This is a genomic window from Planotetraspora mira (assembly GCF_016863275.1).
Classification (GTDB): Bacteria; Actinomycetota; Actinomycetes; order Streptosporangiales; family Streptosporangiaceae; genus Planotetraspora; species Planotetraspora mira.
This window is the reverse complement of record NZ_BOOO01000013.1, coordinates 74,772-95,815: the sequence shown is the minus strand read 5'-3', so window position 1 is coordinate 95,815 and position 21,044 is coordinate 74,772. Positions and strand designations below refer to the sequence as shown.

The 21,044-nt window shown below is 69.2% G+C and carries 22 protein-coding genes and 1 tRNA gene; 13 read left to right on the top strand and 10 right to left on the bottom strand.

The features are described from left to right. Positions 1–5: 5 nt before the first annotated feature. The 3 genes from orn (at position 6) to Pmi06nite_RS11670 (ending at position 1,165) form a co-directional block, all read left to right on the top strand. Positions 6–602 carry an oligoribonuclease gene (orn, locus tag Pmi06nite_RS11680; RefSeq protein WP_203881576.1) on the top strand — a complete coding sequence of 199 codons (597 nt, stop codon included), beginning with the start codon at positions 6–8 and terminating at the stop codon, positions 600–602. 79 nt (positions 603–681) lie between these two features. Continuing rightward, positions 682–757 (top strand) — tRNA-His (locus Pmi06nite_RS11675). Positions 758–943: 186 nt separating this feature from the next. Next, positions 944–1,165, top strand: a complete 222-nt coding sequence (locus Pmi06nite_RS11670; protein WP_203952938.1) for a helix-turn-helix domain-containing protein — start codon at positions 944–946, stop codon at positions 1,163–1,165. A 44-nt stretch (positions 1,166–1,209) separates the two neighbouring features. Here Pmi06nite_RS11670 and lat read toward each other — a convergent pair whose 3' ends face one another. From lat to Pmi06nite_RS11655, 3 genes are all read right to left on the bottom strand, one after another. Continuing rightward, entirely contained in the window at positions 1,210–2,496 is a 1,287-nt protein-coding gene (gene lat, locus Pmi06nite_RS11665) for an L-lysine 6-transaminase (protein ID WP_203952937.1), read from the bottom strand. Between the two features lie 207 nt (positions 2,497–2,703). Beyond that, the gene (gene trhA, locus Pmi06nite_RS11660) at positions 2,704–3,348 is read right to left on the bottom strand and encodes a PAQR family membrane homeostasis protein TrhA (protein WP_203953231.1); all 645 of its coding nucleotides are present in this window, start codon (positions 3,346–3,348) and stop codon (positions 2,704–2,706) included. Positions 3,349–3,410: 62 nt separating this feature from the next. Then, complete coding sequence (locus Pmi06nite_RS11655) at positions 3,411–5,018, bottom strand: penicillin-binding transpeptidase domain-containing protein (protein WP_203952936.1); 1,608 nt, start codon at positions 5,016–5,018, stop codon at positions 3,411–3,413. A gap of 28 nt (positions 5,019–5,046) precedes the next feature. Here Pmi06nite_RS11655 and Pmi06nite_RS11650 point away from each other — a divergent pair, with 28 nt between their 5' ends. Continuing rightward, positions 5,047–5,919: a spermidine synthase gene (locus Pmi06nite_RS11650; protein ID WP_239113838.1), complete on the top strand. Its 873-nt coding sequence runs from the start codon at positions 5,047–5,049 to the stop codon at positions 5,917–5,919. A gap of 17 nt (positions 5,920–5,936) precedes the next feature. Here the strand turns inward: Pmi06nite_RS11650 and Pmi06nite_RS11645 are convergent, their stop codons facing one another. Genes Pmi06nite_RS11645 through ngcE form a run of 4 tightly spaced genes read right to left on the bottom strand, consistent with a single transcriptional unit; the run spans position 5,937 to position 9,533 of the window. Beyond that, on the bottom strand, positions 5,937–6,194 hold the full coding sequence (locus Pmi06nite_RS11645; RefSeq protein ID WP_203952934.1) for a 4a-hydroxytetrahydrobiopterin dehydratase: 258 nt from the start codon (positions 6,192–6,194) through the stop codon (positions 5,937–5,939). Between the two features lie 52 nt (positions 6,195–6,246). After that, positions 6,247–7,149 (bottom strand): carbohydrate ABC transporter permease, encoded by a 903-nt coding sequence (locus Pmi06nite_RS11640; RefSeq protein ID WP_239113837.1) that lies wholly within the window; start codon positions 7,147–7,149, stop codon positions 6,247–6,249. A gap of 1 nt (position 7,150) precedes the next feature. After that, the gene (locus tag Pmi06nite_RS11635; protein ID WP_203952933.1) at positions 7,151–8,086 is read right to left on the bottom strand and encodes a carbohydrate ABC transporter permease; all 936 of its coding nucleotides are present in this window, start codon (positions 8,084–8,086) and stop codon (positions 7,151–7,153) included. A 4-nt stretch (positions 8,087–8,090) separates the two neighbouring features. Beyond that, positions 8,091–9,533, bottom strand: coding sequence for an N-acetylglucosamine/diacetylchitobiose ABC transporter substrate-binding protein (ngcE, locus tag Pmi06nite_RS11630; protein WP_203952932.1), 1,443 nt, complete (start codon positions 9,531–9,533; stop codon positions 8,091–8,093). Positions 9,534–9,822: 289 nt separating this feature from the next. Between ngcE and Pmi06nite_RS11625 the strand changes: the two genes are divergently transcribed. Beyond that, positions 9,823–10,461, top strand: coding sequence for a class II aldolase/adducin family protein (locus Pmi06nite_RS11625; protein WP_203952931.1), 639 nt, complete (start codon positions 9,823–9,825; stop codon positions 10,459–10,461). A gap of 172 nt (positions 10,462–10,633) precedes the next feature. Here the strand turns inward: Pmi06nite_RS11625 and Pmi06nite_RS11620 are convergent, their stop codons facing one another. After that, on the bottom strand, positions 10,634–12,211 hold the full coding sequence (locus tag Pmi06nite_RS11620) for a DUF885 domain-containing protein (RefSeq protein ID WP_239113836.1): 1,578 nt from the start codon (positions 12,209–12,211) through the stop codon (positions 10,634–10,636). A 55-nt stretch (positions 12,212–12,266) separates the two neighbouring features. Here Pmi06nite_RS11620 and Pmi06nite_RS11615 point away from each other — a divergent pair, with 55 nt between their 5' ends. Beyond that, on the top strand, positions 12,267–13,511 hold the full coding sequence (locus Pmi06nite_RS11615) for a DUF4032 domain-containing protein (protein ID WP_203952930.1): 1,245 nt from the start codon (positions 12,267–12,269) through the stop codon (positions 13,509–13,511). Here the strand turns inward: Pmi06nite_RS11615 and Pmi06nite_RS11610 are convergent. After that, the gene (locus Pmi06nite_RS11610; RefSeq protein WP_203952929.1) at positions 13,483–13,998 is read right to left on the bottom strand and encodes a 2-thiouracil desulfurase family protein; all 516 of its coding nucleotides are present in this window, start codon (positions 13,996–13,998) and stop codon (positions 13,483–13,485) included. The two genes, Pmi06nite_RS11615 and Pmi06nite_RS11610, sit on opposite strands and share 29 nt — an antisense overlap. Before the next feature lie 283 nt (positions 13,999–14,281). Between Pmi06nite_RS11610 and Pmi06nite_RS11605 the strand changes: the two genes are divergently transcribed. From Pmi06nite_RS11605 to Pmi06nite_RS11575, 7 genes are all read left to right on the top strand, one after another. Next, positions 14,282–15,421, top strand: coding sequence for a hypothetical protein (locus Pmi06nite_RS11605; protein WP_203952928.1), 1,140 nt, complete (start codon positions 14,282–14,284; stop codon positions 15,419–15,421). 8 nt (positions 15,422–15,429) lie between these two features. Beyond that, positions 15,430–16,236 (top strand): hypothetical protein, encoded by an 807-nt coding sequence (locus Pmi06nite_RS11600; RefSeq protein WP_203952927.1) that lies wholly within the window; start codon positions 15,430–15,432, stop codon positions 16,234–16,236. Then, complete coding sequence (locus Pmi06nite_RS11595; RefSeq protein ID WP_203952926.1) at positions 16,233–17,729, top strand: NADH-ubiquinone oxidoreductase-F iron-sulfur binding region domain-containing protein; 1,497 nt, start codon at positions 16,233–16,235, stop codon at positions 17,727–17,729. Before Pmi06nite_RS11600 ends, Pmi06nite_RS11595 begins: the two co-directional genes overlap by 4 nt. Positions 17,730–18,034: 305 nt before the next feature. Beyond that, the gene (locus tag Pmi06nite_RS11590) at positions 18,035–18,406 is read left to right on the top strand and encodes a roadblock/LC7 domain-containing protein (RefSeq protein WP_203952925.1); all 372 of its coding nucleotides are present in this window, start codon (positions 18,035–18,037) and stop codon (positions 18,404–18,406) included. A gap of 3 nt (positions 18,407–18,409) precedes the next feature. Further along, entirely contained in the window at positions 18,410–19,213 is an 804-nt protein-coding gene (locus tag Pmi06nite_RS11585) for a hypothetical protein (RefSeq protein WP_203952924.1), read from the top strand. Continuing rightward, positions 19,213–19,626 carry a roadblock/LC7 domain-containing protein gene (locus Pmi06nite_RS11580; protein ID WP_239113835.1) on the top strand — a complete coding sequence of 138 codons (414 nt, stop codon included), beginning with the start codon at positions 19,213–19,215 and terminating at the stop codon, positions 19,624–19,626. Before Pmi06nite_RS11585 ends, Pmi06nite_RS11580 begins: the two co-directional genes overlap by 1 nt. A 42-nt stretch (positions 19,627–19,668) precedes the next feature. Continuing rightward, on the top strand, positions 19,669–20,040 hold the full coding sequence (locus Pmi06nite_RS11575) for a hypothetical protein (RefSeq protein ID WP_203952923.1): 372 nt from the start codon (positions 19,669–19,671) through the stop codon (positions 20,038–20,040). Between the two features lie 77 nt (positions 20,041–20,117). On the opposite strand, the gene Pmi06nite_RS11570 is transcribed toward Pmi06nite_RS11575, so the two are convergent. Then, positions 20,118–20,975: an alpha/beta fold hydrolase gene (locus Pmi06nite_RS11570; protein WP_203952922.1), complete on the bottom strand. Its 858-nt coding sequence runs from the start codon at positions 20,973–20,975 to the stop codon at positions 20,118–20,120. Positions 20,976–21,044 lie beyond the last annotated feature (69 nt).

Here is a 21,044-nt window from a genome sequence, read left to right as displayed (position 1 = left end):
GTTCCATGACTGACCTGCTGGTCTGGATCGACTGTGAGATGACCGGGCTCGACCTCGGCCGTGACGCGCTCGTCGAGGTGGCCTGTGTGGTGACCGACGGCGAGCTGAACCAGCTGGACGAGGGTGTCGATGTCGTCATCAAGCCCCCGCCGGAGTCGCTGGGGCAGATGTCGGACGTCGTCCGGGAGATGCACACCGCCTCGGGGCTCCTCCAGGCGCTCGCCGGCGGCGTGACGCTCGCCGAGGCCGAGTCGATCGTGCTCGACTACATTCGCGGCCACATCGCCGACCCCAAGAAGGCGCCGCTGTGCGGCAACTCCATCGCGACGGACCGTTCGTTCATCGCGCGGGACATGCCGGGCGTGGACTCCTTCCTCCACTACCGGATGATCGACGTCTCCTCGATCAAGGAACTGGCCCGGCGGTGGTACCCCCGGGTCTACTTCGCCTCGCCTGAGAAGCAAGGCGGGCACCGGGCGCTGGCGGACATCGTCGAGAGCATCCGTGAGCTGCGCTACTACCGCGCCGCCGTGTTCGTGCCGCAGCCCGGCCCCGACTCGGCGACCGCGCGCGAGGTGGCCGAGGCGATCTCCGCGACGTGACCACGACCTGATCGCGGGATGGAGCGCGACGCTCCCGAATACCGCTACACTTTTCTCGTACGCCGTGACGGCGGACATGGTGGGTGTAGCTCAGCTGGCAGAGCGCCAGGTTGTGGTCCTGGATGTCGTGGGTTCAAGTCCCATCACTCACCCCAGTACGGGAACGGCCGGTCCTCAGGGACCGGCCGTTCCCGTTTTGCGCGCTTGCGGCAGATCATGCGGCTGACGCGAGCAAGTCAGCGAACATTGCCCCCAAAGGTAGATATTGCGAGTTATGCTCACCTGACGACCGCAACGCCGGATGGGCGGGGGGCCTCGGCGATCTTTGACTCGGAGGCCGGATGAGAGTCGACGACCGCACGGGAATGGGACTGAGCAAACGGGAGACCGAGGTCATGGACCTGATCGCCACCGGTCATTCCAACGGCGAGATCGCCCAGCGCCTGTTCCTCAGCGAAAAGACCGTCAAGAACCACGTCAACCGCATCTACGCCAAGCTCGGCGTCGCATCGCGCGTCACGGCGATCGGGCGCTGGCTCGGCGGAACCGACCCTGGGGCATGAGAGCCCCCCGTCACCCCCTCGTCCCGGTGGTCACCGCACCGGGGTCAGGGAGCGACTGAGACGCGGGTCAGGGCGTTGCGCAGGCCCGCCAGCCCGTACTCCAGCTCCTCGGGCTGGACGGACAGGGCAGGGCGCAGCCGGACGGAACTGTCCCCACAGGACAACACGAGGATCGCCTCGTCCTCCCGGAGCCGGTCGACCAGCCCGCCGGGGTCGGGGATGTCGAACGCGCACATCAGACCGCGTCCCCGGGCGTTCGTCACGAGCCCCTCGGCCTCGAGCCCGCGCAGCGCGCCGAGTAGTTTCTCCCCCAGGATCGCCGCCCGCGGGATCAGCCCGTCGCGTTCGATGATCTCCAGCATCCCGCGTGAGCGGACCATGTCCACGAGCCCGCCGCCCCACGTCGAGTTGATCCTCCCGCTCACCGCGAAGACGTTGTCGGGGACGAGATCGACCCTGCGGCCGGCCATGATGCCGCCCACCTGGACCTTCTTCGCGAACGCCACGATGTCCGGGGCCAGGCCGAGCTGCTGGTAGGCCCACGGAGTGCCGGTGAGACCGACACCGGTCTGCACCTCGTCGAGGACGAAGAGCGCCTCGTTCTCGTGGCACAGCGCCTGCATCGCCTGCAGGAACTCGGGACGCATGTGGTTGTCCCCGCCCTCGCCCTGGATCGGCTCGGCGATGAAGCAGGCGATGTCGTGGCGGAACCGGTCGAACGCCTCACGCGCCTGGGACAGGGCCCGTTCCTCGGCGTTCTCGACGTCGCCGAAATGGATCGCGGGCACGTCGATCCTGGGCCAGCCGAACTTGGGGAACCGGTCGGTCTTCACCGGGTCGGTGTTGGTCAGCGAGAGCGTGTAGCCGCTGCGCCCGTGGAAGGCACGGGTCAGGTGGAGGACCTTGGTGCCCAGACCGGGGTGGCGGCCGTTGGCCTCGTTCCACCGGCTCTTCCAGTCGAAGGCGCACTTGAGGGCGTTCTCCACGGCCAGCGCGCCGCCCTCGACGAAGAACAGGTGGGGCAACTCGGGATCGCCCAGCACCCGCTGGAAGGTCTCCACGAACTCGGCGAGATGGACGGTGTAGAGGTCGGAGTTGGCCGGCTTGTTGGCGGCCACACGTCCGAGCAGCGCCAGGAACTCGGGGTCGGCGGCGAAGGGGTTCATCCCCAGGGGGGACGACGCGAAGAACGTGTAGAAGTCCAGATACCTTCTGCCGTCACGGACGTCGACCAGCCACGACCCCGCACTCCTGTCGAGGTCGAGCACCAGCCGGTAACCGTCGACGAGCAGGTGCCGGGCGAGGCCGTCGTGTACAGCGCTGGGATCCATGCCGCCTCCGCATTACGTCGGGACCAACACAATTCCCTCATACCGGGTGGTAGCTGTGAACAGTTTCCACAAAACTATCCCCTTAGGAGAACATTTTTCGCCAGCAGGCGCGTCCGAGGCAAGACCTGCCCCGTGATCAGGCGGCATGGATCACGGGGCGTAGATCACGGGGCGTGGATCACGGGGGCGTAGATCACGGGGCGCAGATCAGACGGCGGCGTACACGACCAGGGAGACCGCCACGTACTGGACGACGTAGGCGGCGATCGTGAAGGCGTGGAAGACCTCGTGGAAGCCGAACCACCGGGGCGAGGGGTCGGGGCGGCGCAGGCCGTACACGACCGCCCCCGCCGAGTAGAGGAGGCCGCCGGCGAGGACCAGGATCCCCGCGGCGACACCCGCCCCCGCGAACAACTGCGGCATGACGAACATCGCCGTCCAGCCCAGCCCGATGTAGAGCGCCGTGTAGAGCCAGCGGGGGGCCCGCAGCCACAACACGCGGAACAGCACTCCGACGGTCGCGCCCACCCAGATGACCGACAACACGGCCACCCGGGCGATCCCGTCCAGGGCCAGCACCGCGAAGGGGGTGTAGGTGCCCGCGATCACGAGATAGATGTTGGCGTGGTCGAACCGGCGCAGCACCTCCGTGACACCCGGGGAGAGCCTGCCCCGGTGATAGGTCGCGGAGACGCCGAACAGCAGGCCGGATGTGATCGCGTAGATCACCGCGGCCAGCCTGGCCTGCAACGTGGGCCCGAGGGCCACCAGCACGAACCCGCCCACCAGCGTCGCGGGCACGGCGCCCGCGTGCAGCCAGCCGCGGAGCTTCGGCTTGCCCACCCGCTCCATAGAGATCGTCGTCACGTAACCTACGTTAGCGTAAGTTACGCTACCGTAGGTTGTGACGTACGTTACAAAGCCTTGAGAAAACGGGCGGCGATCGGGACGGCCGCGTCGCGGCCCGTGCCTCCGTGCTCGACGAACACGGCGAACGCCAGATCGCCCCAGTATCCGATGAACCAGGCGTGGTCCGCGCCGCCCTGCCAGTCCTCGGCGGTGCCGGTCTTGCCTGCCACGCCGTCGGGCAGCCCGGCGTCGGCCGCGGTGCCGTCGGCGGTCACCGCGTTCATCAGCGTGCGAAGCCCCGCGGCCACTCCGGAGGGCAGCGGCACGCTCTGCGACCGGCCGGCGGCGTCCGCCGAGGGCATCAGCCGGGGCGGCCGCCACTCACCGCTCTGCACCGCCGCCGCGACCAGCGCCATGCACAGGGGGCTCGCCTCGACCGTCCCCTGGCCGAAGGAGTCCTCGGCGAGCGCGTCATCGTTCTCCGGCCGCCGCAGGCTGCCGCAGGTCCCGCCGACCCCGGTCGACAGGGGGACCCCGAAGCCGAACGCCCGCGCCTGCTCGACCAGGGTGTCGGGAGTCAGCCGCTCGACCGCCAGCCGGGCGAAGGTGGTGTTGCAGGACAGCGCGTACGCCTGGCGCAGCGTGACCGTTCCGTGCGCCTCTCCCCGGTAGTTGTCGATCGAGCGCCCGCCCGGGATCGTGTAGGCGGCCGGGCAGTCGACGACGGTCTCCGTGGACATCCCCGCGTTGAGCAGAGCCGCCGCCGTGACGGTCTTGAACGTGGAGCCGGGGGCGTATTTCTGCTCGAACGCCTTCCGCCCGCCCAGGCGGTCGGCGACCGCGAGGACCTCGCCCGTCGACGGCCGCACCGCCACGATGGCGGCCGGGTTCCGCACCCCGTCGAGCGCACGGGCGGCCGACGCCTGCGCCGCCCACTCGATGGTGGTCTTGGTGCCCTTCGGCGGCTCGGGCGTGTACTCGACGAGCGGCTCCCCCGGCTCTCCTGGGTTGTCCACCTCGACCCGCCAGCCCACGGGCGTGCCCCCCTGCGGTACGGGGATCGCCGTCGTCAGCCGCTCGAGGTACGCCTCGGCGTCGCTGTCCGCGGGGAAGTCGCGCCCCTCTTGGGTGACGAGCCGTCCGGCCGTGACGCCGGTGGCGTCGGAGGACCTGCGGAGCCCGCCCCCCGGTGCGAGGTCGGGGTGCATGACGGCGGGCGCCCACAGGACCTTCCAGGTCTGGTCCCTGATCCCGAGCCGCAACGTCGAGCGATAGGACCACGGGCCGTAGCCCGGGAGCTCGCGGGCCTCGGTGATGGGCACCTCCGCGGTGTCCTCCCCGGTCATGACGGTCTGGCCCGCCGTCAGCCGCAGTGACTCCGCCGCCAGAGCCTCTTCGAACCGTGCGTGCTGGGTGGCGAAGTCGGCGGGCGGGTCGTCGGTCAGCTCCCGCATCCTGCCGTAGTCCGCCGCCTCCCACGCCCGCAGATAGATCGCGGCCGTCCGCTCCGGAGTACCCTCCGGCTGCGGTGTGACCGTCGGCGTCGCCGTCGTCGGCGCTGCGGCCGGCGCCGGTCGGCCGGACGTGAACAGTCCGAGCACCCCGGTGACCACGATGGCGCCCGCGATGGTGAAGAGAACGAGCAGCGCTCGTGTTCGCGTACGGTTTGACATGCAGTCCGGGCCTCTCGCGGGGGGACGAGTGCCTTACATCACGCTGAAGGAGATCGAGGTGGCGAGGGAGAAGCAGCCGCTTCCGGGCCGGTATCCGGTGACCTTCGGCGAGGTGGAGCTCTTACGCGATCTCGACCGCCCGGACGGATGGATGCTCAGCGTCGGCGGGGTGCCCCAATCCTACGTCGATCTCAGCGACCCTTCCTATCTCGAGTTCTCCTACGTCCAACTGATGGCCACGGTCGTCGACTGCCTGCCGGACGGGCCGGTCGACGCCGTCCACGTCGGCGGCGGCGCCTGCACCTTCCCCCGCTACGTCTCCGCGTCCCGGCCGGGCTCGCGGCACATCGTGGTGGAGCCCGACGAGAAGCTCGTCCAGCTGGTCCGTGACCAGCTCAGGCTGAAGTCCGTGCCCCGGCTGAAGGTCCGGATGCTCGACGGCCGTACGGCCGTCACAGGGCTTTCCGACGGCTCCGCGGACCTGTTCGTGCTCGACGCGTTCTCGGGCGCGACGATGCCGGTGGAGCTCGCCACGACCGAGTACATGGCGGAGGTCTCCCGGATCCTGCGGCCTGCCGGAACGCTGGTGATCAACGTGGCCGACGGGAGCGGACTGGCCTTCGCCAAGCGGGTGGTCTCCACGGTCGCCGGGGTCTTCCGGCATGTCGCGCTGCTCGGCGAGCCGGGCATCCTGCGGGGCCGGCGCTTCGGCAACCTGGTGATCGCCGCCTCCACCGCGGAGTTGCCGGTCGGCCCCCTGACGAGGAGGACGGCAGGCGGCCTCACCCAGGCCCGGTGCATGTGGGGCGAGGACCTGTCGAAGTTCGTCGCGGGGGCTCGTCCCATCCACGACGGCGACGCGGTCCTCGCGCCGGTCCCGCCCCCGGCGGTCTTCGGCTGACAACGGGGCGGGCCCGCCTAGGCCTGGTGGTCGGCGACGATGCCGTCGATCCGGGCCGCCAGCTTGTAGTCGAGGTCGGTGAGGCCGCCCGCGTCGTGCGTGGTGAGGGCCAGATGCAGGGTCCGCCAGCGGATGTCGATGTCGGGATGGTGGTTCAGGGCCTCGGCCTGCTCGGCGATGTCGTTCACGATCGCGATGGCCGTACGGAAGTCGGGTGCGACCACGGTGCGGTGGATGGTGTCCCCGTTGCGGGCCCATTCGGAAGCCTCGTACATGCCCCCAGGACATCACGAATCACCAGAAGGCGGAACCACGCCACACCGGGGGCTACTTGAGCGCTCCCGTGGTCAGGCCCGACTGGATCTGACGCTGGAAGATGATGTAGACGATCAGGACGGGGATGATCGCCATGCTCAGCGCGGCGAACAGCCCGGCCCAGTCGGCCTCGTACCCCGCGTTGGTCGAGATGTTGGCGATTCCCTGGGTGATCAGCCACTTGTCCTGGGCGTCGCCCGGCAGCAGGACGATCGGCAGCAGGTACTGGTTCCACTGCCCGATCACGTTGAAGATCGTGATGCTGACCAGGCCGGGCTTGGCCATCGGCATCATGATCTGGAAGAACGTGCGGGTGTGCGAGCAGCCGTCCATCATCGCCGCCTCCCCGACCGAGGTCGGCAGGGTTCTGAAGAAGGCCGTGAGGAAGAACACCGTGAACGGCAGCGAGTAGGCCACGTACACGAGGACCACGCCGGTGTGCGTGCCGAGCAACCCGAGGTTCTTCATCGTCAGCCACAGCGGGGCGAGAGCGAGGAACACCGGGAACGAAAGGCCGGAGACGAACAGCAGGTAGATGGCCTTGTTGCCGAAGAAGGTGTACCGGGCGAGCACGTAGGCCGCCATCGAGCCGAACAACATCGTGAGGAACGTGGAGATCGCCACGACCTTGATGGTGTTCACCAGGTAGAGCCCGATGTGGGCCTTCGCCCACGCACGGCCCCAGGCGTCCCAGTGGAACTGGTGGGGCAACGCCAGCGGGGTGTCGCCGAAGAGTTCGGTGTTGGTCTTGAAGGACGCGAGGAAGGTCCACACGATCGGGAAGATCACCAGGATCGCCCAGATCAGCAGGGCCACATGGGAGAGCCCGCCGAAGACGTTGACCGAGCGCCCACGCCCCTGCTTGCGGCTGGTCGAGGCCTCGGCGGAGGCCACGGGCATCACATCGGTCGCCACGCTAGAACTCGATCCTCTCGCGCCGGGTCACCCGGAGGGTGAGCACCGCGAACGTCAGCGTCATGAAGAACAGCGCGACACCCATGGCGGACGCGACGCCGTATTTGGAGTAGGTGAAGGCGGTGCGCCAGATCTCGAGGGGCAGCACGGTCGTCGCGTTGTCGGGGCCGCCACGGTCCACCGACAGCACCTGGACCAGCGCGAACCCGTCGAAGGCGGCGATGCCGAGATAGACCCAGCCGACCTGGAGGGTGTCCCACAACAGCGGAAGGGTGATCCGGAAGAACAGTACGAACCGCCCGGCCCCGTCCAGCGCGGCCGCCTCGAAGACGTCCCTGGGGATCGACGACATGCCGGCCGAGAAGAGCACGACGTAGAAGCCGACGGCCTGCCAGACCATGACCCCGATGATCGTCCACAGCGCCAGGCTGGGACTGATCAGCCATCCGACCGGATCGACTCCGACGGCATGGAGGGCGCTGTTGATGACGCCGGACTTGTCCGGCCGCAGGATCGCCTGGAACAACACGCCGACGATGGCGACCGCCAGGACCTGCGGGAAGAAGAACACGATCTTGTAGAAGGCCGAGCCGGGGACGCCGGTCATCTTCCCGTTCTTCTGCCCGCCGCCCAGGTTGAGCATGAAGGAGAAGAACAGGGCTATCGCGACGGTGATCAGCGGCATGGCAAGCAGGAGCACCACATGGTGCCGCACAGCCGCCCAGAAGACCTCGTCGTCGAACAACCGGGTGAAGTTGTCGAAGCCGACGTAGTCGAAGTTGGGCGAGATTCCTCTGGAGTTCGTGAACGAGATCTGGAACGCCTGGATGTACTGCCAGATCACGAAGACCACGTAGAGGATCAACGGCACCGCGAGGAAGGAGGCGATGAAGCCGTACTTCCGCAGCAGGACCGGTGACAACTTGCCATGCCGCATCGGATCACACGCTCCGGGACTGCTTGGAGATGGAGGAGTCGGCCTTGGTCTTGTCCGCGGCCGCCTGCATCTTGGAGGCGAACTCGTCGGCGCTGATCCGGCCGAACATGAGCGCGTTCGTCTGCTTGCGGAGCTCGGTCTCGAGCTCCTTGTACCAGGTCTCGAACAGCGAGTAGGTGACCACGTTCTGGCCGGCCGCGTTCTGGGCGGCGACGACGCTCGTGAGGCCGGGCGAGAGCGTGAGGCCCTCGGTGGCGCCGACGACGACCGTGAGGCTCTTGGTCTTCTCGGTGAAGGCCTTGGCCGCCGGCTTGGACAACATCACACGCAGGTACTCGAGACCACCGGTCGCGTTCTTGCCCTTGGACGGCACGACGTAGCCCTCACCGGCGGCGGCGCGGATCGCCTCGTAGGGCAGCTGGTCGGCCGCCGTCACCGACGGGGTCGGCGCGATGGCGTACTCGAAGCCGGCGGGGGTGTCCTTGGACTGCTCCGACTCCAGCCAGGAGCCCGACGGGTAGAGGGCGATCTTGCCCTGGTTCTGCTGGGTCTGGACCTCGGTGTGGATCAGGCCCTCGTAGGACTTGTCCATGTACTTGCCGATCTCGGCCCACGCGGCGGCGGCCTGCTTGACCGCGTCGTGGTTCCAGGCGTTGTCGGCGAGGTTGTCGATGTTGACCAGGACCTCGTTGCCGCCGATCTTGGCGGCCGAGATCAGGATCATCCAGTACGCGTAGTACGAGGCGTTCTTGCCGGCGTACGCGAACGGGACGATGTTCTTGGCCTTGGCGGCCTCGGCGAAGGCCTTGAACTCCTCGAACGTCTTCGGCGCGGTCCAGCCGTTCTTCTCGAACAGCTTCGCGTCGTACCACAGGCCGTAGGCGGTGTAGACGTAGTTCAGCGTGTACGGCTTGGCCGGGTCGCCGCCGAAGCCCGACTCGATGGTGCCGGGGACGAGGGTGTCCTTGACCTTCTTGCTCGGGTCGTCGATCGACGGCGCCTCGAACAGCGGGGTGAGGTCGAGCAACTGGCCCGCACCGATCAGCGCACCGGCGTCCAGGTTGTCCGTGCCGGAGTTGTTCACGACGTCGGGGACGTCGCCGCTCGCGAAACGCGGGGTCAGGGTCTGGCTGATCGTCTGGATGCCCTGGTGCTTGATCGTCGCCTTCGGGAACTCGGCCTTGTACAGCGGCTCGTGCGACTGGGTCGCGTACTCGTCGCTGTAACCACCCTTGAAGATCACGACCTCGAGGGGCGCGTCGGCCTTGACGCCGAACGGGTTGGTGGCCGATGTCGCGGCGGCACTCGGAGCCGTGGACGGGGCGGCCGTTTCGCCGGAGGTGGCGCAGGAGCTGAGCAGGCCGGCGGCGGGAACGGCGACGAGGGCGGTGAGGCCCACGCGCCGCATCATCTGCCGGCGCGTGATCTCGCGGGGGGTACTAGTCATCAACTCTCCCGTGGCGGGGTCAATTAGGAAAGTTTCCTAAACGTTTGCTGGAACGTACGGCCAGCCCACGGCAGCGTCAAGATGTTGTCGTCGGTCTAGACCAACCCGTAACCCGACTGGGATGAATCCGCGCCGACATTCACAGACTATATAGCCGTTTGTGCAGGTTAAACAGAAGTTAAACAAAGGTCCTATGACCCAATAAGAGTAGGTAACGACAGATGCCCTGGTAGCGGACTGGTATAGACCAGGTTGCCGTTATTTCGGGCGATCGTCTAGATTCGCCGGCATGGAGGAGCTTCGTCGTCAGCTGTGCGACTACGGCAGGCGGGCCGCGGAGCTCGGCCTGGTCATCGGCACATCGGGCAACCTCAGCGCCAGGGACGGCGACCTCGTGACGGTCACGCCCTCCGGCGTCGCGCTCGACCGTCTGCGCCCCGAGGACTGCCCGATCATCCGGCTCGACGGCACCGTGGTGGAGGGCGACCTGCCTCCGTCCTCGGAGACCCCCATGCACCTGGCCGTCTACGCCGCGACGGGGACGACCGCGGTCGTGCACACCCATTCGGTCTTCGGTGCCGTGGTGGCGACCACCATGACGGAGTTGCCCCCGATCCACTACAACTCCCTGCTGCTGGGCGGCAGCGTCCGCGTGGCCGAGTACGCGACGTACGGCACGCCCGAACTCGCCGCGAAGGTCCAGGAGGCGCTCACGGGCAAGCAGGCGGCGCTGATGGCCAACCACGGCGGCGTCACGATCGGAGCCGGCCTGGAGAAGGCCTTCGAGGCCACACGCCTGCTCGAGTGGCTCTGCGAGGTGTACGTCCGCGCCCTCGGCATCGGCACGCCCACCGTCCTGACCGAGGAACAACTCGCCGACGTCATCATCCGAGCCTTCACCCCACCCCCCACCCCCCCTTCGCCGTGATCATGCACAGGTTCGGTGAGACCACACCCGACCTGCGCGGACGTCGGCCGTGATCATGCACAGGTTCGGTGAAACCTCGCCCGACCTGCGCGAACGCAAGCCGTGATCATGCACAGGTTCGGCGAAACCGCGCCCTACCTGCGCCGACACCGCCCGTGATCATGCGCGGCCGCTACGCCGGGATGACCGCCTTCCTGGCCAGCCCGAGCGGAAGACCGCCCGACCCCGCGATCGCGTCGTGGAACGACCGCAGGTCGCCCCGGTAGTCGTCCCTGATCCGCTCGATCTCCAGAGCGCCCGTCAGGTACGAGGGAGCCTGGGTCGGCCACGCGCAGTACCGGCCGACCTCCGCCGCCGCCGTGCCGGGCGAGAGCGACGCCTTGGTGGCCATGAACTCCTCGGCCTGCGGGATCGTCATGTCGCCGCAGTGCAGGGCCGTGTCCACGACGATCCGCGCGGCGCGGAAGATCCGGCAGTCCAGGTGCGCGAGCTCGGTCTGGGGCGTGTCGAAGTACCCCTGCTCGTGCATCACCTTCTCGACGTAGAGCGCCCAGCCCTCCACGAAGTACGGCGTGCGGAAGATCTTGCGCGCCTTCCTCGGGCTGCCGGCCATCCACGCGAGGTGCCAGTGGTGACCGGGATACGCCTCGTGGACGGCGATCGACGGCATCTGGGCCCGGGAGTTGGTCCTGAGGCGCTGCCGTACCTGCTCGTCGGTGTAGCCGTCCGGCGTGAACGGAACGAAGAAGACGCCTGCCCGCGACGTCGAGAGCGGCGGCGGGGCGAGGTAGTTGGCCACCGCGATCAGGGGGCGCTGGAACTCCGGGGACGGCAGGACCCGGCAGTCCTCGCCCTCCGGGAAGGTGACCAGGCCGCGGTCGCGGGCGAAGTCGCGTGCGCGGAACGTCTCGGCCTCGTACTCGGCGCGCATCGCCTCCAGCGTCGGCGGGTGGTCGTCCATGAGCGACTCCATGGCGGCCCGCCACTCGGTGGCGCCCAGCCGCCTGGCGACCTCGCGCATCCGCACGTCCAGCTCGTCCCAGGCCTTGAGGCCCTTCTCGTGCAACTCCGAGGCGCCGTACCCGAGCAGTTCCCGCTCCCGCAGCAGGGTCGAGTACAGCTCCTCGCCCATCCGCCAGGTCCCGCCGGCCTTGAAGCCCTCCAGGAACGTGACGAGCTCGTCGAACGCCTCGGCCGCGGGCTCGGCGGCCCGGATCAGCCGGGCCCGCAGGCCCTCGTCCGCCACCCCCGCCGGAAGGGTCGAGGTCAGGAACGGCCGTGCCGTACGAGCCTGATCTAGACCACGCCGGACGAGCAGCTCGGACGCGAGGCCGGGATCGAGGTTCTCCCGGCAGGCGGCCAGGACGGCGGGGACGTCGGCGAGCCGCGCTACGGCCGCGTCGACGAGGTCGGCCTCCGGCTTGAGCCGCTGCTGGAACGGCGCGAACATCGAACCGAAGATCGCCCCGAGGTACGGCGCCGGATCGCGCCGCCACTCCGGCCAGCGGGCCTCCGCGACGACGCCGCGCAGGTGCGAGAGCACGAGGTCACGGTCGATCTCGTCGTCGAGGGAGGAGGGGGCGTAGTCCGCCAGCCGCCGGAGCCAGCCCTCCTCGGCGCGCTCCCTGGCCGTGAACCCCGCCTCGGTGAAGTCGCCCAGAGTGCGGTCGTGGCCGTCTGCGCCGAGAAGCGTCGCGCTGATCGGATGCTCGGCCAGGTACCAGTCGAGAAAGTCGTCCAGCAGTGTCATACCGCCCGACTCTATCCGGGACACTGGTGATGAAGACCCCGAAAAAGGAGCAGTAGTGCCCCTCCAGATGATCGGCGCGCCCAGCGATCCCGAGCTGATCCGGCTGCCGTGGGACCTCCCACTCGAAGACTGGCCGGCCCACCATCTGGTGTCGCTGCCGCGCGGCATCTCCCGCCACGTCGTCCGCTTCGCGCGGCTCGCCGGCCGGGTCTACGCGATCAAGGAGATCAGCGCCCGGTACGCCAAGCGGGAGTACAAGCTGCTGTGGGACCTGGCCCGTCTCGACACCCCCGCGGTCGAGCCCGTCGCCGTGGTGACGGGCAGGACCGCGCAGGACGGCTCCGAGCTCGACTCCGCCCTGGTCACCCGGCACCTGCAGTTCTCGCTCCCCTACCGGGCCGTGTTGTCGGGCTCGATCCGGCCGGACACGCTGACCCGCCTGCTCGACGCGCTCGCCGTCCTGCTCGTACGGCTCCACCTGAACGGGTTCTACTGGGGGGACTGCTCGCTGTCCAACGCCCTGTTCCGGAGGGACGCGGGGGCGTTCGCCGCCTATCTGGTCGACGCCGAGACCGGCGAGCTCCACCCCACGCTCACCGAGGGCCAGCGGTCGCACGACATCGAGGTCGCGCACGTCAACATCTTCGGCGAGATGCTCGACCTGGAGGCCGGCGGGCTCCTGCATCCCACGATCGATCCGCTGGCGTTCTCCGAGCAGCTCGTCGAGCGCTACGAGCGGCTCTGGAACGAGCTGACCCAGGACGAGATCATCGAGGAGGTCGACTGGCACCGCGTCGACCAGCGGATCCGCCGGCTCAACTCGCTCGGCTTCGACGTCGCCGAGATGATGATCCGTCGCAAGGCCGGCACGTCGCGGCTGATCGTGCGGCCCAAGGTCGTGGACGCCGGGCACCACCAGCGGCGCCTGCTCAGGCTGACCGGCCTGGACGTCGAGGAGAACCAGGCCAGAAGGCTGCTCAACGATCTCGACTCGTTCCGTGTCTCGAACGGCCTGCGGCACGAGGACGAGGCCATCGTCGCCCATCGGTGGCTGGCCGAGGTCTTCCAGCCCGTGGTCGGTGCCATCCCCGCCGAACTGCGGCGCAAGCTGGAGCCCGCCCAGCTCTTCCACGAGGTGCTCGACCACCGCTGGTACATGTCCGAGGCCGCGGGCAAGGACGTGGGACTCGACGCCGCGGTGCGGTCCTACGTCGACAACGTCCTGGTGTTCAAGCCCGACGAGAAGGCCATCATCACGCCTTCCGACCTGCTCACCGCTCCCGATCCGCTGTCTCCCTGAGCAGATCGGCCAGGTGGAGGGCGGCGTCGGGGAGGCGGTCCTCGCCGAAGACGCGGATGCCGTTCAGCTCCAGGAGCGCCGCGGTCACACCCTGGCCCGGGGTCACCCTTCCGCGGAAGGTGCCGTCGTGGATCCGGAGGGGGCCGCACGACGGGCTGCCCTCCTTGAGGATCGCCATGCGGACGCCGAACGACTGCGCGACCGCCAGTGCCTGCTGCGCGCCGGACAGGAAGGCGTTCGTCACGTCGTCGCCGCCCGGTGTCAGGATCCGGGCCGCCCCGGCCAGCACGGCGGCGCCGCCCACGCCGCCCTCGATCTCGGCGGGCGGTCGGGGAACGGGCAGCCCGCCCTCGACCTCCGGGCAGAACGGCACGAGCCGCCCCTCCGCCCTCCAGGCGGCGAGCAGTTCGTCGTCGCTGGTCTTCGCGCCGCCGTCGAACCGCACCCGGCTGCCGAGCAGGCACGCGCTGACCAGGATCCGCTCCATGCCCCCCATTCTGTACAAGCCGCACCGCCACCTCGACCCCGCCCGTCGATCGGACGACCCTGCTTTCACCCTGCCGCCGCGATGGATTGGCGTACTCTGACCTGATCAATATCCCCTTTATCGCCATAAGCAGGACCTCGACAGTGACTGGTCATGTACGTGAGACGTCGTCACTCCCGAATGCAGCGCGTGCGCGATCACGAACGGTGACGCGGCATGTGGCAACGGTGCTCCTCCCGATGGAGACCCTCACCACGCGAGTCTGTGGCGGCCAGGCGCGTTGATGCGGAAATCCTCATCCGGATACCGTTCGATTCTGCCGACGGCCAACCGAATCGCAGGGATCGGCGGTCTCACCGCCGTGGTGGTCGCTCTGGCGCTGTGCGCGATCCTCCAGCAGGAGATCATCGCCAGGACGGCGCAGCACCGCGTGCCGAAGGTGCCGAGTGCGAGCAAGGCGGCGAGCCACCCCACGCCGCGGCCCACTGCGAAGGCCACCCGGACGGACACGACGGCGACGACGCCCCTCGCCCAGGTGCGGGCGACCGTGTTGAAGGAGCAAGGCGAGGCGGCGCGCAGGGCCTTCGGCGTCCGGGACCTCCCCCAGCCCGATGTGCACTTCACCCGGATCGACGACGCCAAGGGCTGGGCGTTCGGAACCTCGGCCATCCCCCCGCCCGCGGGCATGGCCGCCGCGCCCGAGCCGTCGTTGTTCCTCGCCCGGAGATCCGGGGCGACCTGGCGGGTCGCACTGGCCGGCGCGGAGGGCTTCGTCGCCTTGGTACGGCAGGCGCCCGCAACGGTGATACCGGCGGACGAGCGGCCTTTCCTGGAGCGATACTCCCAGGCCGCGTCGGCCGGGCATGGAGTGGCCACCGGGATGACGCTTCCCTGGGGCACGGGTCAGTCGTGGACGATGCGGCCGGCCACCGGAGTCGACACACTCCAGTTCAGCGGTGGCGACGGCCGCGTCCTCGCTCCCGCCGCGGGCCGCGTGTACCGCTTCTGCACACGGACGGAGGGGCAGAGCATGCTGCTGCTGATCCACGCCAGTGGTCTGGCCTCCGAGTACTACCAGATGGCCGACGTCGCCGGCGTCGCTGAGGGCGCCCTCGTGCAGGAGGGCTCCTATCTGGGGCGTACGGGCACCGACCGGCCCTGCGGCGATTCCGTGCCGGCGTCCGGCCCTCCGGCGGTGGACTTCGCGCTCTTCGACGGCGCCGGCCCACTGCCGCTGGAGGGCATCCAGATCGGCGGGTGGACCCTGCACGCCGCGGGGGACCGCGTCTGGGCCGATCGTTCCGGCCTTCAGGTGAGCGTGGGCAATCCCCTGCTCAACTTCGGGATCCCCCGCGTCTCCCCTTCACCGGCCTCGAGGACGCCTTCCGCCTCGCCGTCCCCCCGGTCGACTGATACGCACTGAGGACGTACATGGCGCAACATCGCGAACTGGCCAGGCAGATCACCCGCACACGGCGCGGCGGGAAGACATTGCGCGTCTTGCTGCTCTGCGCCGCGCTGGGCGCAGTCGTGGCCGCCGGATCCACTGAGCGCGGCGCCGCCTTCGTGATCCGCATGCGCGCGTTCCTCGAGTTCTATTCCGGCGTCTTCGCACTGGTCGCCCTCAGCGCGGCGGTGGTGGCGGGGCTGGCGGCCTCCGAGCGCTTCGTGCCGATCCGGCTCCGCGTCCTCGCCCAGGCAGCACACCGGGCCACGGCCGTGATGTCGGTGAGTTTCCTGGTCGCGCACGTGCTTCTCAAGATTCTTCAGGGCCACGCGTCGGCACTGGACGTCGCCGTGCCGTTCGGCGGCGGGCAGGCACGCGCCGTCTGGATCGGACTCGGTACGATCGCGAGCGACATGATGATCTTCGTTTTCGCCACCGGAGTGGCACGCGGCAGATTCATCGGCAAGGGCCGCCCCTGGACATGGCGGGTCATCCACATCACCGCGTATCTCTGCTGGCCGATCGCCATCCTGCACGGGCTGAACGCCGGCAGGGCGGCGAAGGACTGGGTGACGCTCAGCTATGCGGCCTGTTTGGGGCTGGTCGCCGTCGCGGCCCTCGCGAGGTTCATGTCCTGGGCGCAACGGCGCAGGACTACACGCCGGCGACCACAGGCACCGGGCCGCGGGGGCGACCGGCCTGCGGGCACCGAGACTCAGAGCATTCCCGACGAGCAGTTCTGGGCCGAACTCAAGGCCGAGGCGGCGTCGTGGACGGGTGGCCGCAAATGAGCCGCGCCCCGGATTTCCTCACCATCGGCGCGGCCCGGCTGTTCCACGGCCTCGACCGCCTGCAGCGACTGGACCTGGCCGCACACCGCCGCATCCACAGGCCGCCGTCCCGGCTCTCCCTGCGTGACCTCGTCGCGCTGGCCGGGGAGGTGGACCTGCGCGGCCGCGGCGGCGCAGCCTTCCCCTTCGCGCGCAAGCTCACAGCGGTCGGCCAGGCGGCCGAGCGCCGGGGAACCCGGCCCGTCGTGCTCGTCAACGCGACGGAGGGTGAACCGGCCAGCGCCAAGGACAAGGCGCTCATCGCCCGGGTACCGCACCTCGTCCTGGACGGGGCCGTGCTCACGGCACGCGCCTTGAGCGCGCGCGAGATCGTCGTAGGTGTCACGGACGGCGGAGTCCCCGAACGCTCCCTCCGAACCGCGATCAAGGAGGCGAACCTGTCCGGTTCGGTCAGGGTCGTCCGTCTCCCGGAGCGGTTCATCACCGGAGAGGGCGGGGCCCTGGTCCGCGGGGTGAACGGCGAGACGCCCATCCCGCCCGGCCGTAAGGTCCGGGCCGCGGAAAGCGGCGTGGACGGCCTGCCGACATTGTTGTCCAATGCGGAGACCTTCGCCCAGTTGGCCGTTCTGTCCGAACTCGGGCCTGAGGGCTACCGAACGGCCGGAACCGGAGACGAGCCGGGCACCGTCCTGCTCACGGTGACCTCCCCGGGCCATGGGCGGGTCGTGGTGGAGACCCCGACCGGCGTGCCGCTTTCGGAGGTCCTCCGCCGGTGCGGCGTCTCCGCGGGCCAGGGCGTGATGGTCGGCGGCTACCACGGCGCGTGGCTCTCCCCGGGCGCGGCCGGCACGGTCACGGTGTCACGGGCGTCCATGACCGCGGCCGGCGCCGCGCTGGGCGCCGGCATCATCGTGCCGTTGGAGGAGGGGACGTGCCCGCTGGGCGAGGTCGCCCGGGTCGCCGACTATCTCGGAGCCGAATCCGCGGGCCAGTGCGGGCCCTGCAGGCTCGGACTGCCGGCCATCGCCCGTTCCTTCTCCTCACTGGCGGCGGGCAGACAGGGGGCCGACGCGCTCTCGGCGGTCGAACAGGCCAGCGCCGTCGTCCGCGGAAGAGGGGCCTGCCACCATCCAGACGGCGCGACCAGGTTCCTGCTCTCGGCTCTCGAGGTCTTCTCCGACGACGTCACAGCACATGTGGCGGGACGCGGGTGCGGGCGGCCCGTCCGCGGACTGCTGCCGGTGCCCGGCGAGGAGGTCCAGGAAACGGGCCTGCGGCTGACCGTCGACTGGTCTCGCTGCGCGGGCCACGGCCTTTGCGGTCACATCGTCCCCGACCTCGTCCAGTTGGACCTCTTCGGTTATCCGGTGCTCACCGATGCCGCCGTTCCCCCGGGGCACCTGCGGGACGCTCTACGGGCCGCCGAGATGTGTCCCGCCCTCGCCCTCGGACTCAGCAGGACCCCGTCGGCCGCGGGGCACGGCCGTACATGACCGGACACCGGAAGGCCGGGCGCACCCGCTGACGCCTCCGCGCCTGACGAGGACGGCGACAGGGGCCCGGAACCATCGACCATGGAACCCGGCGATTTGTCAGGGCATTCCCCTGATGTCGCAAACCCGGAAAATGAATAAACCTCACGAAAAATCTATGTTTCTCACCTAGGAGGACAATCCTTATTCCTGGTGACTAATCGTTTATCTCATCTCTTTATGACTCCCCCACGGCACCGGAGTGACGCCCGCCGGCTTCTCTAATGTGGGCCGCGCTGCATCGGGCTACACGGCGAGGAGTCGACGTGATCGGGATCGAGGACTGCCTTTCGGAGGTGATGTCGATTCCCGGCGCACTCGACGCGATCCTGGTGGAACCCATCAGCGGCATGGCGATCCTCGCGGAAGGACTGCCCGACTCCGCGAGATCGGCGGCCGGGCTGACCGAGACCTTCCGGGCGGCCCTCGAGGGGATCGCGCTGGCCTCTCCGGAGGGCACCGTGCGGATAGGCGACATGATCATCACCACGGAGACGAGCCACCATCTCATCAGGCCGATAGAGATGGTGTTCGACGGCCCGCTCCTGATCTGCCTCCGGCTGGATCTCGAGCGCTCGAACCTCGCCCTCGCGCGGCGGCGGCTGGGCACCATCGCGGACCAGCTGATGGCCAAGTGAGTCATGGCCCCTCCCACTCTTGACGCCGTCCTGACCGGCCTCGCGGACGACAAGGCCACCGGCTCCCTCCGCGTGGGCAAGGACGGCACCGTCTACCTCACCCGCGGGCGTGTGTCGTACGTCGAGTGCGCGGCCACGCCGGGAGTCGAGGAACTGCTCACCGCCTCCGGCCGCATCAGCGCCGGCGGGGTGCGCGGTGTACGGCAGGCCTCGGGCCCCGAGGCCGACGGCGGCGACCTCCTGGTCCGCAAGGGCGTGGTCAGTCGCGGCGAGCTGGAGTTCTGCGTCCTGGGAGCGACCCTGGACGCGTCGTTCTTCCTGCTCAGGTCGGGGACGTCCAGGTCCAGGTTCAAGGAGGGGGACACCCACTGGCTCGGCCCGCACTGGTATTTCGACGTCTCCGGCCTGTTCCGCGAGTGCGACCGGAGGAGGGCCCGGCTCGAGCGGGCCTGGCCGTCCGACGAGCTCGACGGCCGGCCCGTCGTCCCCGTGGGGCGCCTCAACGGCGGGCATGTGCTCCTCACCGCGCCGCAGTGGGAGCTGGTGCTCGCCGCGGACGCCACGGCCACCGCGGCCGACCTGGCCCGCCGTCTCGGGCGTCCGGCCTACTCGACCCTGCTCGCCGTACGGGAACTCGCCGCGGCGGGGCTTCTCGCCACACAGGCGGAGACGACCGAGCCGGCCCTGCCGAAGCGGACCCCCGCCAAGTCCGCCGGGAACGCGCCGTCCCTGCCGCGCCCACCGGAGGCGGACGCGACCGATGTGAACCTGCTCATCAGACTGCGTGACGCCCTGGAGGCGCTGTAGTGATCACGCGCTCGTGGCTCAAGCGGGCCGGAAAGGGTGTCCCGATGGATCTGCGCCGCGACATACACGAGGAGATCGTCCTGCTCAGGAGTCGCGCGCCGGAGATCACCGGAGCGCTCACCTGCACCGTGGACGGCATGCTCGTGACGACGGACCTGCCCACGGAGACCGAGCAGACGGCGGCGCTCACGTCGGCGCTGCTGTCACTCAGCCGCCGGATGACCGAGCTCGCCAAGGTCGGGCGGCTCGAAGAGACCCTGGTGTCCGGCACGGAGGGGCACGCCGCGTGCTACGCCGCGGGAGCCAAGCTCGTCCTCACCGTTCTCACGGGCCCGGGGGCCAATCTCGGCCTGCTCCGGAGGGAGGGCCGTAAAACGGCGGAAAAACTCGCCGCCATCGTCGAACGCGAATGAATCCACGAATTACCCGAATAATCCGAACAGGAGAAAAAGCGCATGGCGAACATGGACATTTCACTCAAAGAGATGATGGCCGTCGACGGAGCGGTCGGCGCGGCGGTCGTCGACTACGGGAGCGGCATGGCGCTCGGCACCCTCGGCGGTTCCAAGGACCTCGACCTCCAGGTCGCGGCGGCGGCCAACACCGAGGTCGTCAAGGCGAAACTGCGGGCCATGGACGCCCTCCAGCTCCAGGACACCATCGAGGACATCCTCATCACACTGGGCGGTCAGTACCACATCATCCGCCCGCTCGCGGGCCGCGGCGGCAAGGGCCTGTTCCTCTACCTGGCCCTGGACCGCAGCCGAGCCAACCTCGCGATGGCCCGGCACCAGCTCCGCACGATCGAGGACAAGCTCGAAGTGTGAACGCGGGCGCAATCCCCGGGAGGCCGTCACCCGACGGCCTCCCCGCCCGTCACGATCCGCCCGTCACGATCCGCCCGTCACGACCTGCCCGTCAGCTCGGTGATGGCCTCGACGAACACCGGCCACAACTCCCGCGGCATGTCGTGGCCCATCCCCGGGAAGGTCAGCAGCTTGGCGCCCGGGATCGCGTCGGCGGTGGCGGCTCCGCCGGGCGGCGTCACCAGCGGATCGTCCTCGCCGTGGATCACCAGCGCGGGGATCGTGAGGCCGCGCAGGCCTTCGGCCCGGTCGGGGGAGGCGAGGATCGCCGTGAGCTGGCGGGCCACGCCCTGGGGGTCGTACGCCCGGTCGTAGCTCTCCCGCGCCACCCGGGCGACGCGCTCGGTGTCCATCGCGTATCCCGGTGAGCCGATCACGCGCCAGGACGCGAGGGCGCGTTCCGCGGCGGCCTCACGGTTGGGGGACGGCGGCGTCAGGAGCGCCGCCATGGCCGCCTCGGTCGGCTGCCCGACTCCCGGGCCGGTCGTCGACATGATGGACGTCAGCGTCCGGACGCGGCCCGGGTGCCGAATGGCGAGGGACTGGGCGATCATGCCGCCCATGGAGGCGCCGACCACGTGCGCACTCGCCCAGCCGAGGACGTCCAGCAGCCCGGCCGCGTCATCGGCCATGTCCGCCAGCAGATAACCTGCGCCTGAGGTGTCTCCGCCGAGTGCCGCCATGAGATCGGGCGCCTCCGGCATGTGCGACGACAGGCCCACGTCGCGGTTGTCGAACCTGACGACGTGATGGCCGTTGTCGACCAGCAGACCGATGAAGTCCTCATCCCAGCCGATCATCTGCATCCCGAGCCCCATGACCAGGAGCAGTGGCCTCCCTCCGGGCTCGCCGAAGGTCTCGTAGCAGATCTCGATCCCGTTAGCCGTCGCATGCATGCGAGCAGAATTCCATTCTGTTCACCCCTCCGGCAAGCACATCGGAGCGGCCTGTAATGTTGTGTTAGT

What these genes read in the sequence shown, in the direction of transcription:
- orn (WP_203881576.1), top strand. Translation starts at nt 6, where the DNA reads ATGACTGACCTGCTGGTCTGGATCGACTGTGAGATGACCGGGCTCGAC.
- Pmi06nite_RS11670 (WP_203952938.1), top strand. Translation starts at nt 944, where the DNA reads ATGAGAGTCGACGACCGCACGGGAATGGGACTGAGCAAACGGGAGACC.
- lat (WP_203952937.1), bottom strand. Translation starts at nt 2,496, where the DNA reads ATGGATCCCAGCGCTGTACACGACGGCCTCGCCCGGCACCTGCTCGTC.
- trhA (WP_203953231.1), bottom strand. Translation starts at nt 3,348, where the DNA reads ATGGAGCGGGTGGGCAAGCCGAAGCTCCGCGGCTGGCTGCACGCGGGC.
- Pmi06nite_RS11655 (WP_203952936.1), bottom strand. Translation starts at nt 5,018, where the DNA reads ATGTCAAACCGTACGCGAACACGAGCGCTGCTCGTTCTCTTCACCATC.
- Pmi06nite_RS11645 (WP_203952934.1), bottom strand. Translation starts at nt 6,194, where the DNA reads ATGTACGAGGCTTCCGAATGGGCCCGCAACGGGGACACCATCCACCGC.
- Pmi06nite_RS11635 (WP_203952933.1), bottom strand. Translation starts at nt 8,086, where the DNA reads ATGCGGCATGGCAAGTTGTCACCGGTCCTGCTGCGGAAGTACGGCTTC.
- ngcE (WP_203952932.1), bottom strand. Translation starts at nt 9,533, where the DNA reads ATGACTAGTACCCCCCGCGAGATCACGCGCCGGCAGATGATGCGGCGC.
- Pmi06nite_RS11625 (WP_203952931.1), top strand. Translation starts at nt 9,823, where the DNA reads ATGGAGGAGCTTCGTCGTCAGCTGTGCGACTACGGCAGGCGGGCCGCG.
- Pmi06nite_RS11620 (WP_239113836.1), bottom strand. Translation starts at nt 12,211, where the DNA reads ATGACACTGCTGGACGACTTTCTCGACTGGTACCTGGCCGAGCATCCG.
- Pmi06nite_RS11610 (WP_203952929.1), bottom strand. Translation starts at nt 13,998, where the DNA reads ATGGAGCGGATCCTGGTCAGCGCGTGCCTGCTCGGCAGCCGGGTGCGG.
- Pmi06nite_RS11605 (WP_203952928.1), top strand. Translation starts at nt 14,282, where the DNA reads ATGCGGAAATCCTCATCCGGATACCGTTCGATTCTGCCGACGGCCAAC.
- Pmi06nite_RS11600 (WP_203952927.1), top strand. Translation starts at nt 15,430, where the DNA reads ATGGCGCAACATCGCGAACTGGCCAGGCAGATCACCCGCACACGGCGC.
- Pmi06nite_RS11595 (WP_203952926.1), top strand. Translation starts at nt 16,233, where the DNA reads ATGAGCCGCGCCCCGGATTTCCTCACCATCGGCGCGGCCCGGCTGTTC.
- Pmi06nite_RS11585 (WP_203952924.1), top strand. Translation starts at nt 18,410, where the DNA reads ATGGCCCCTCCCACTCTTGACGCCGTCCTGACCGGCCTCGCGGACGAC.
- Pmi06nite_RS11575 (WP_203952923.1), top strand. Translation starts at nt 19,669, where the DNA reads ATGGCGAACATGGACATTTCACTCAAAGAGATGATGGCCGTCGACGGA.
- Pmi06nite_RS11570 (WP_203952922.1), bottom strand. Translation starts at nt 20,975, where the DNA reads ATGCATGCGACGGCTAACGGGATCGAGATCTGCTACGAGACCTTCGGC.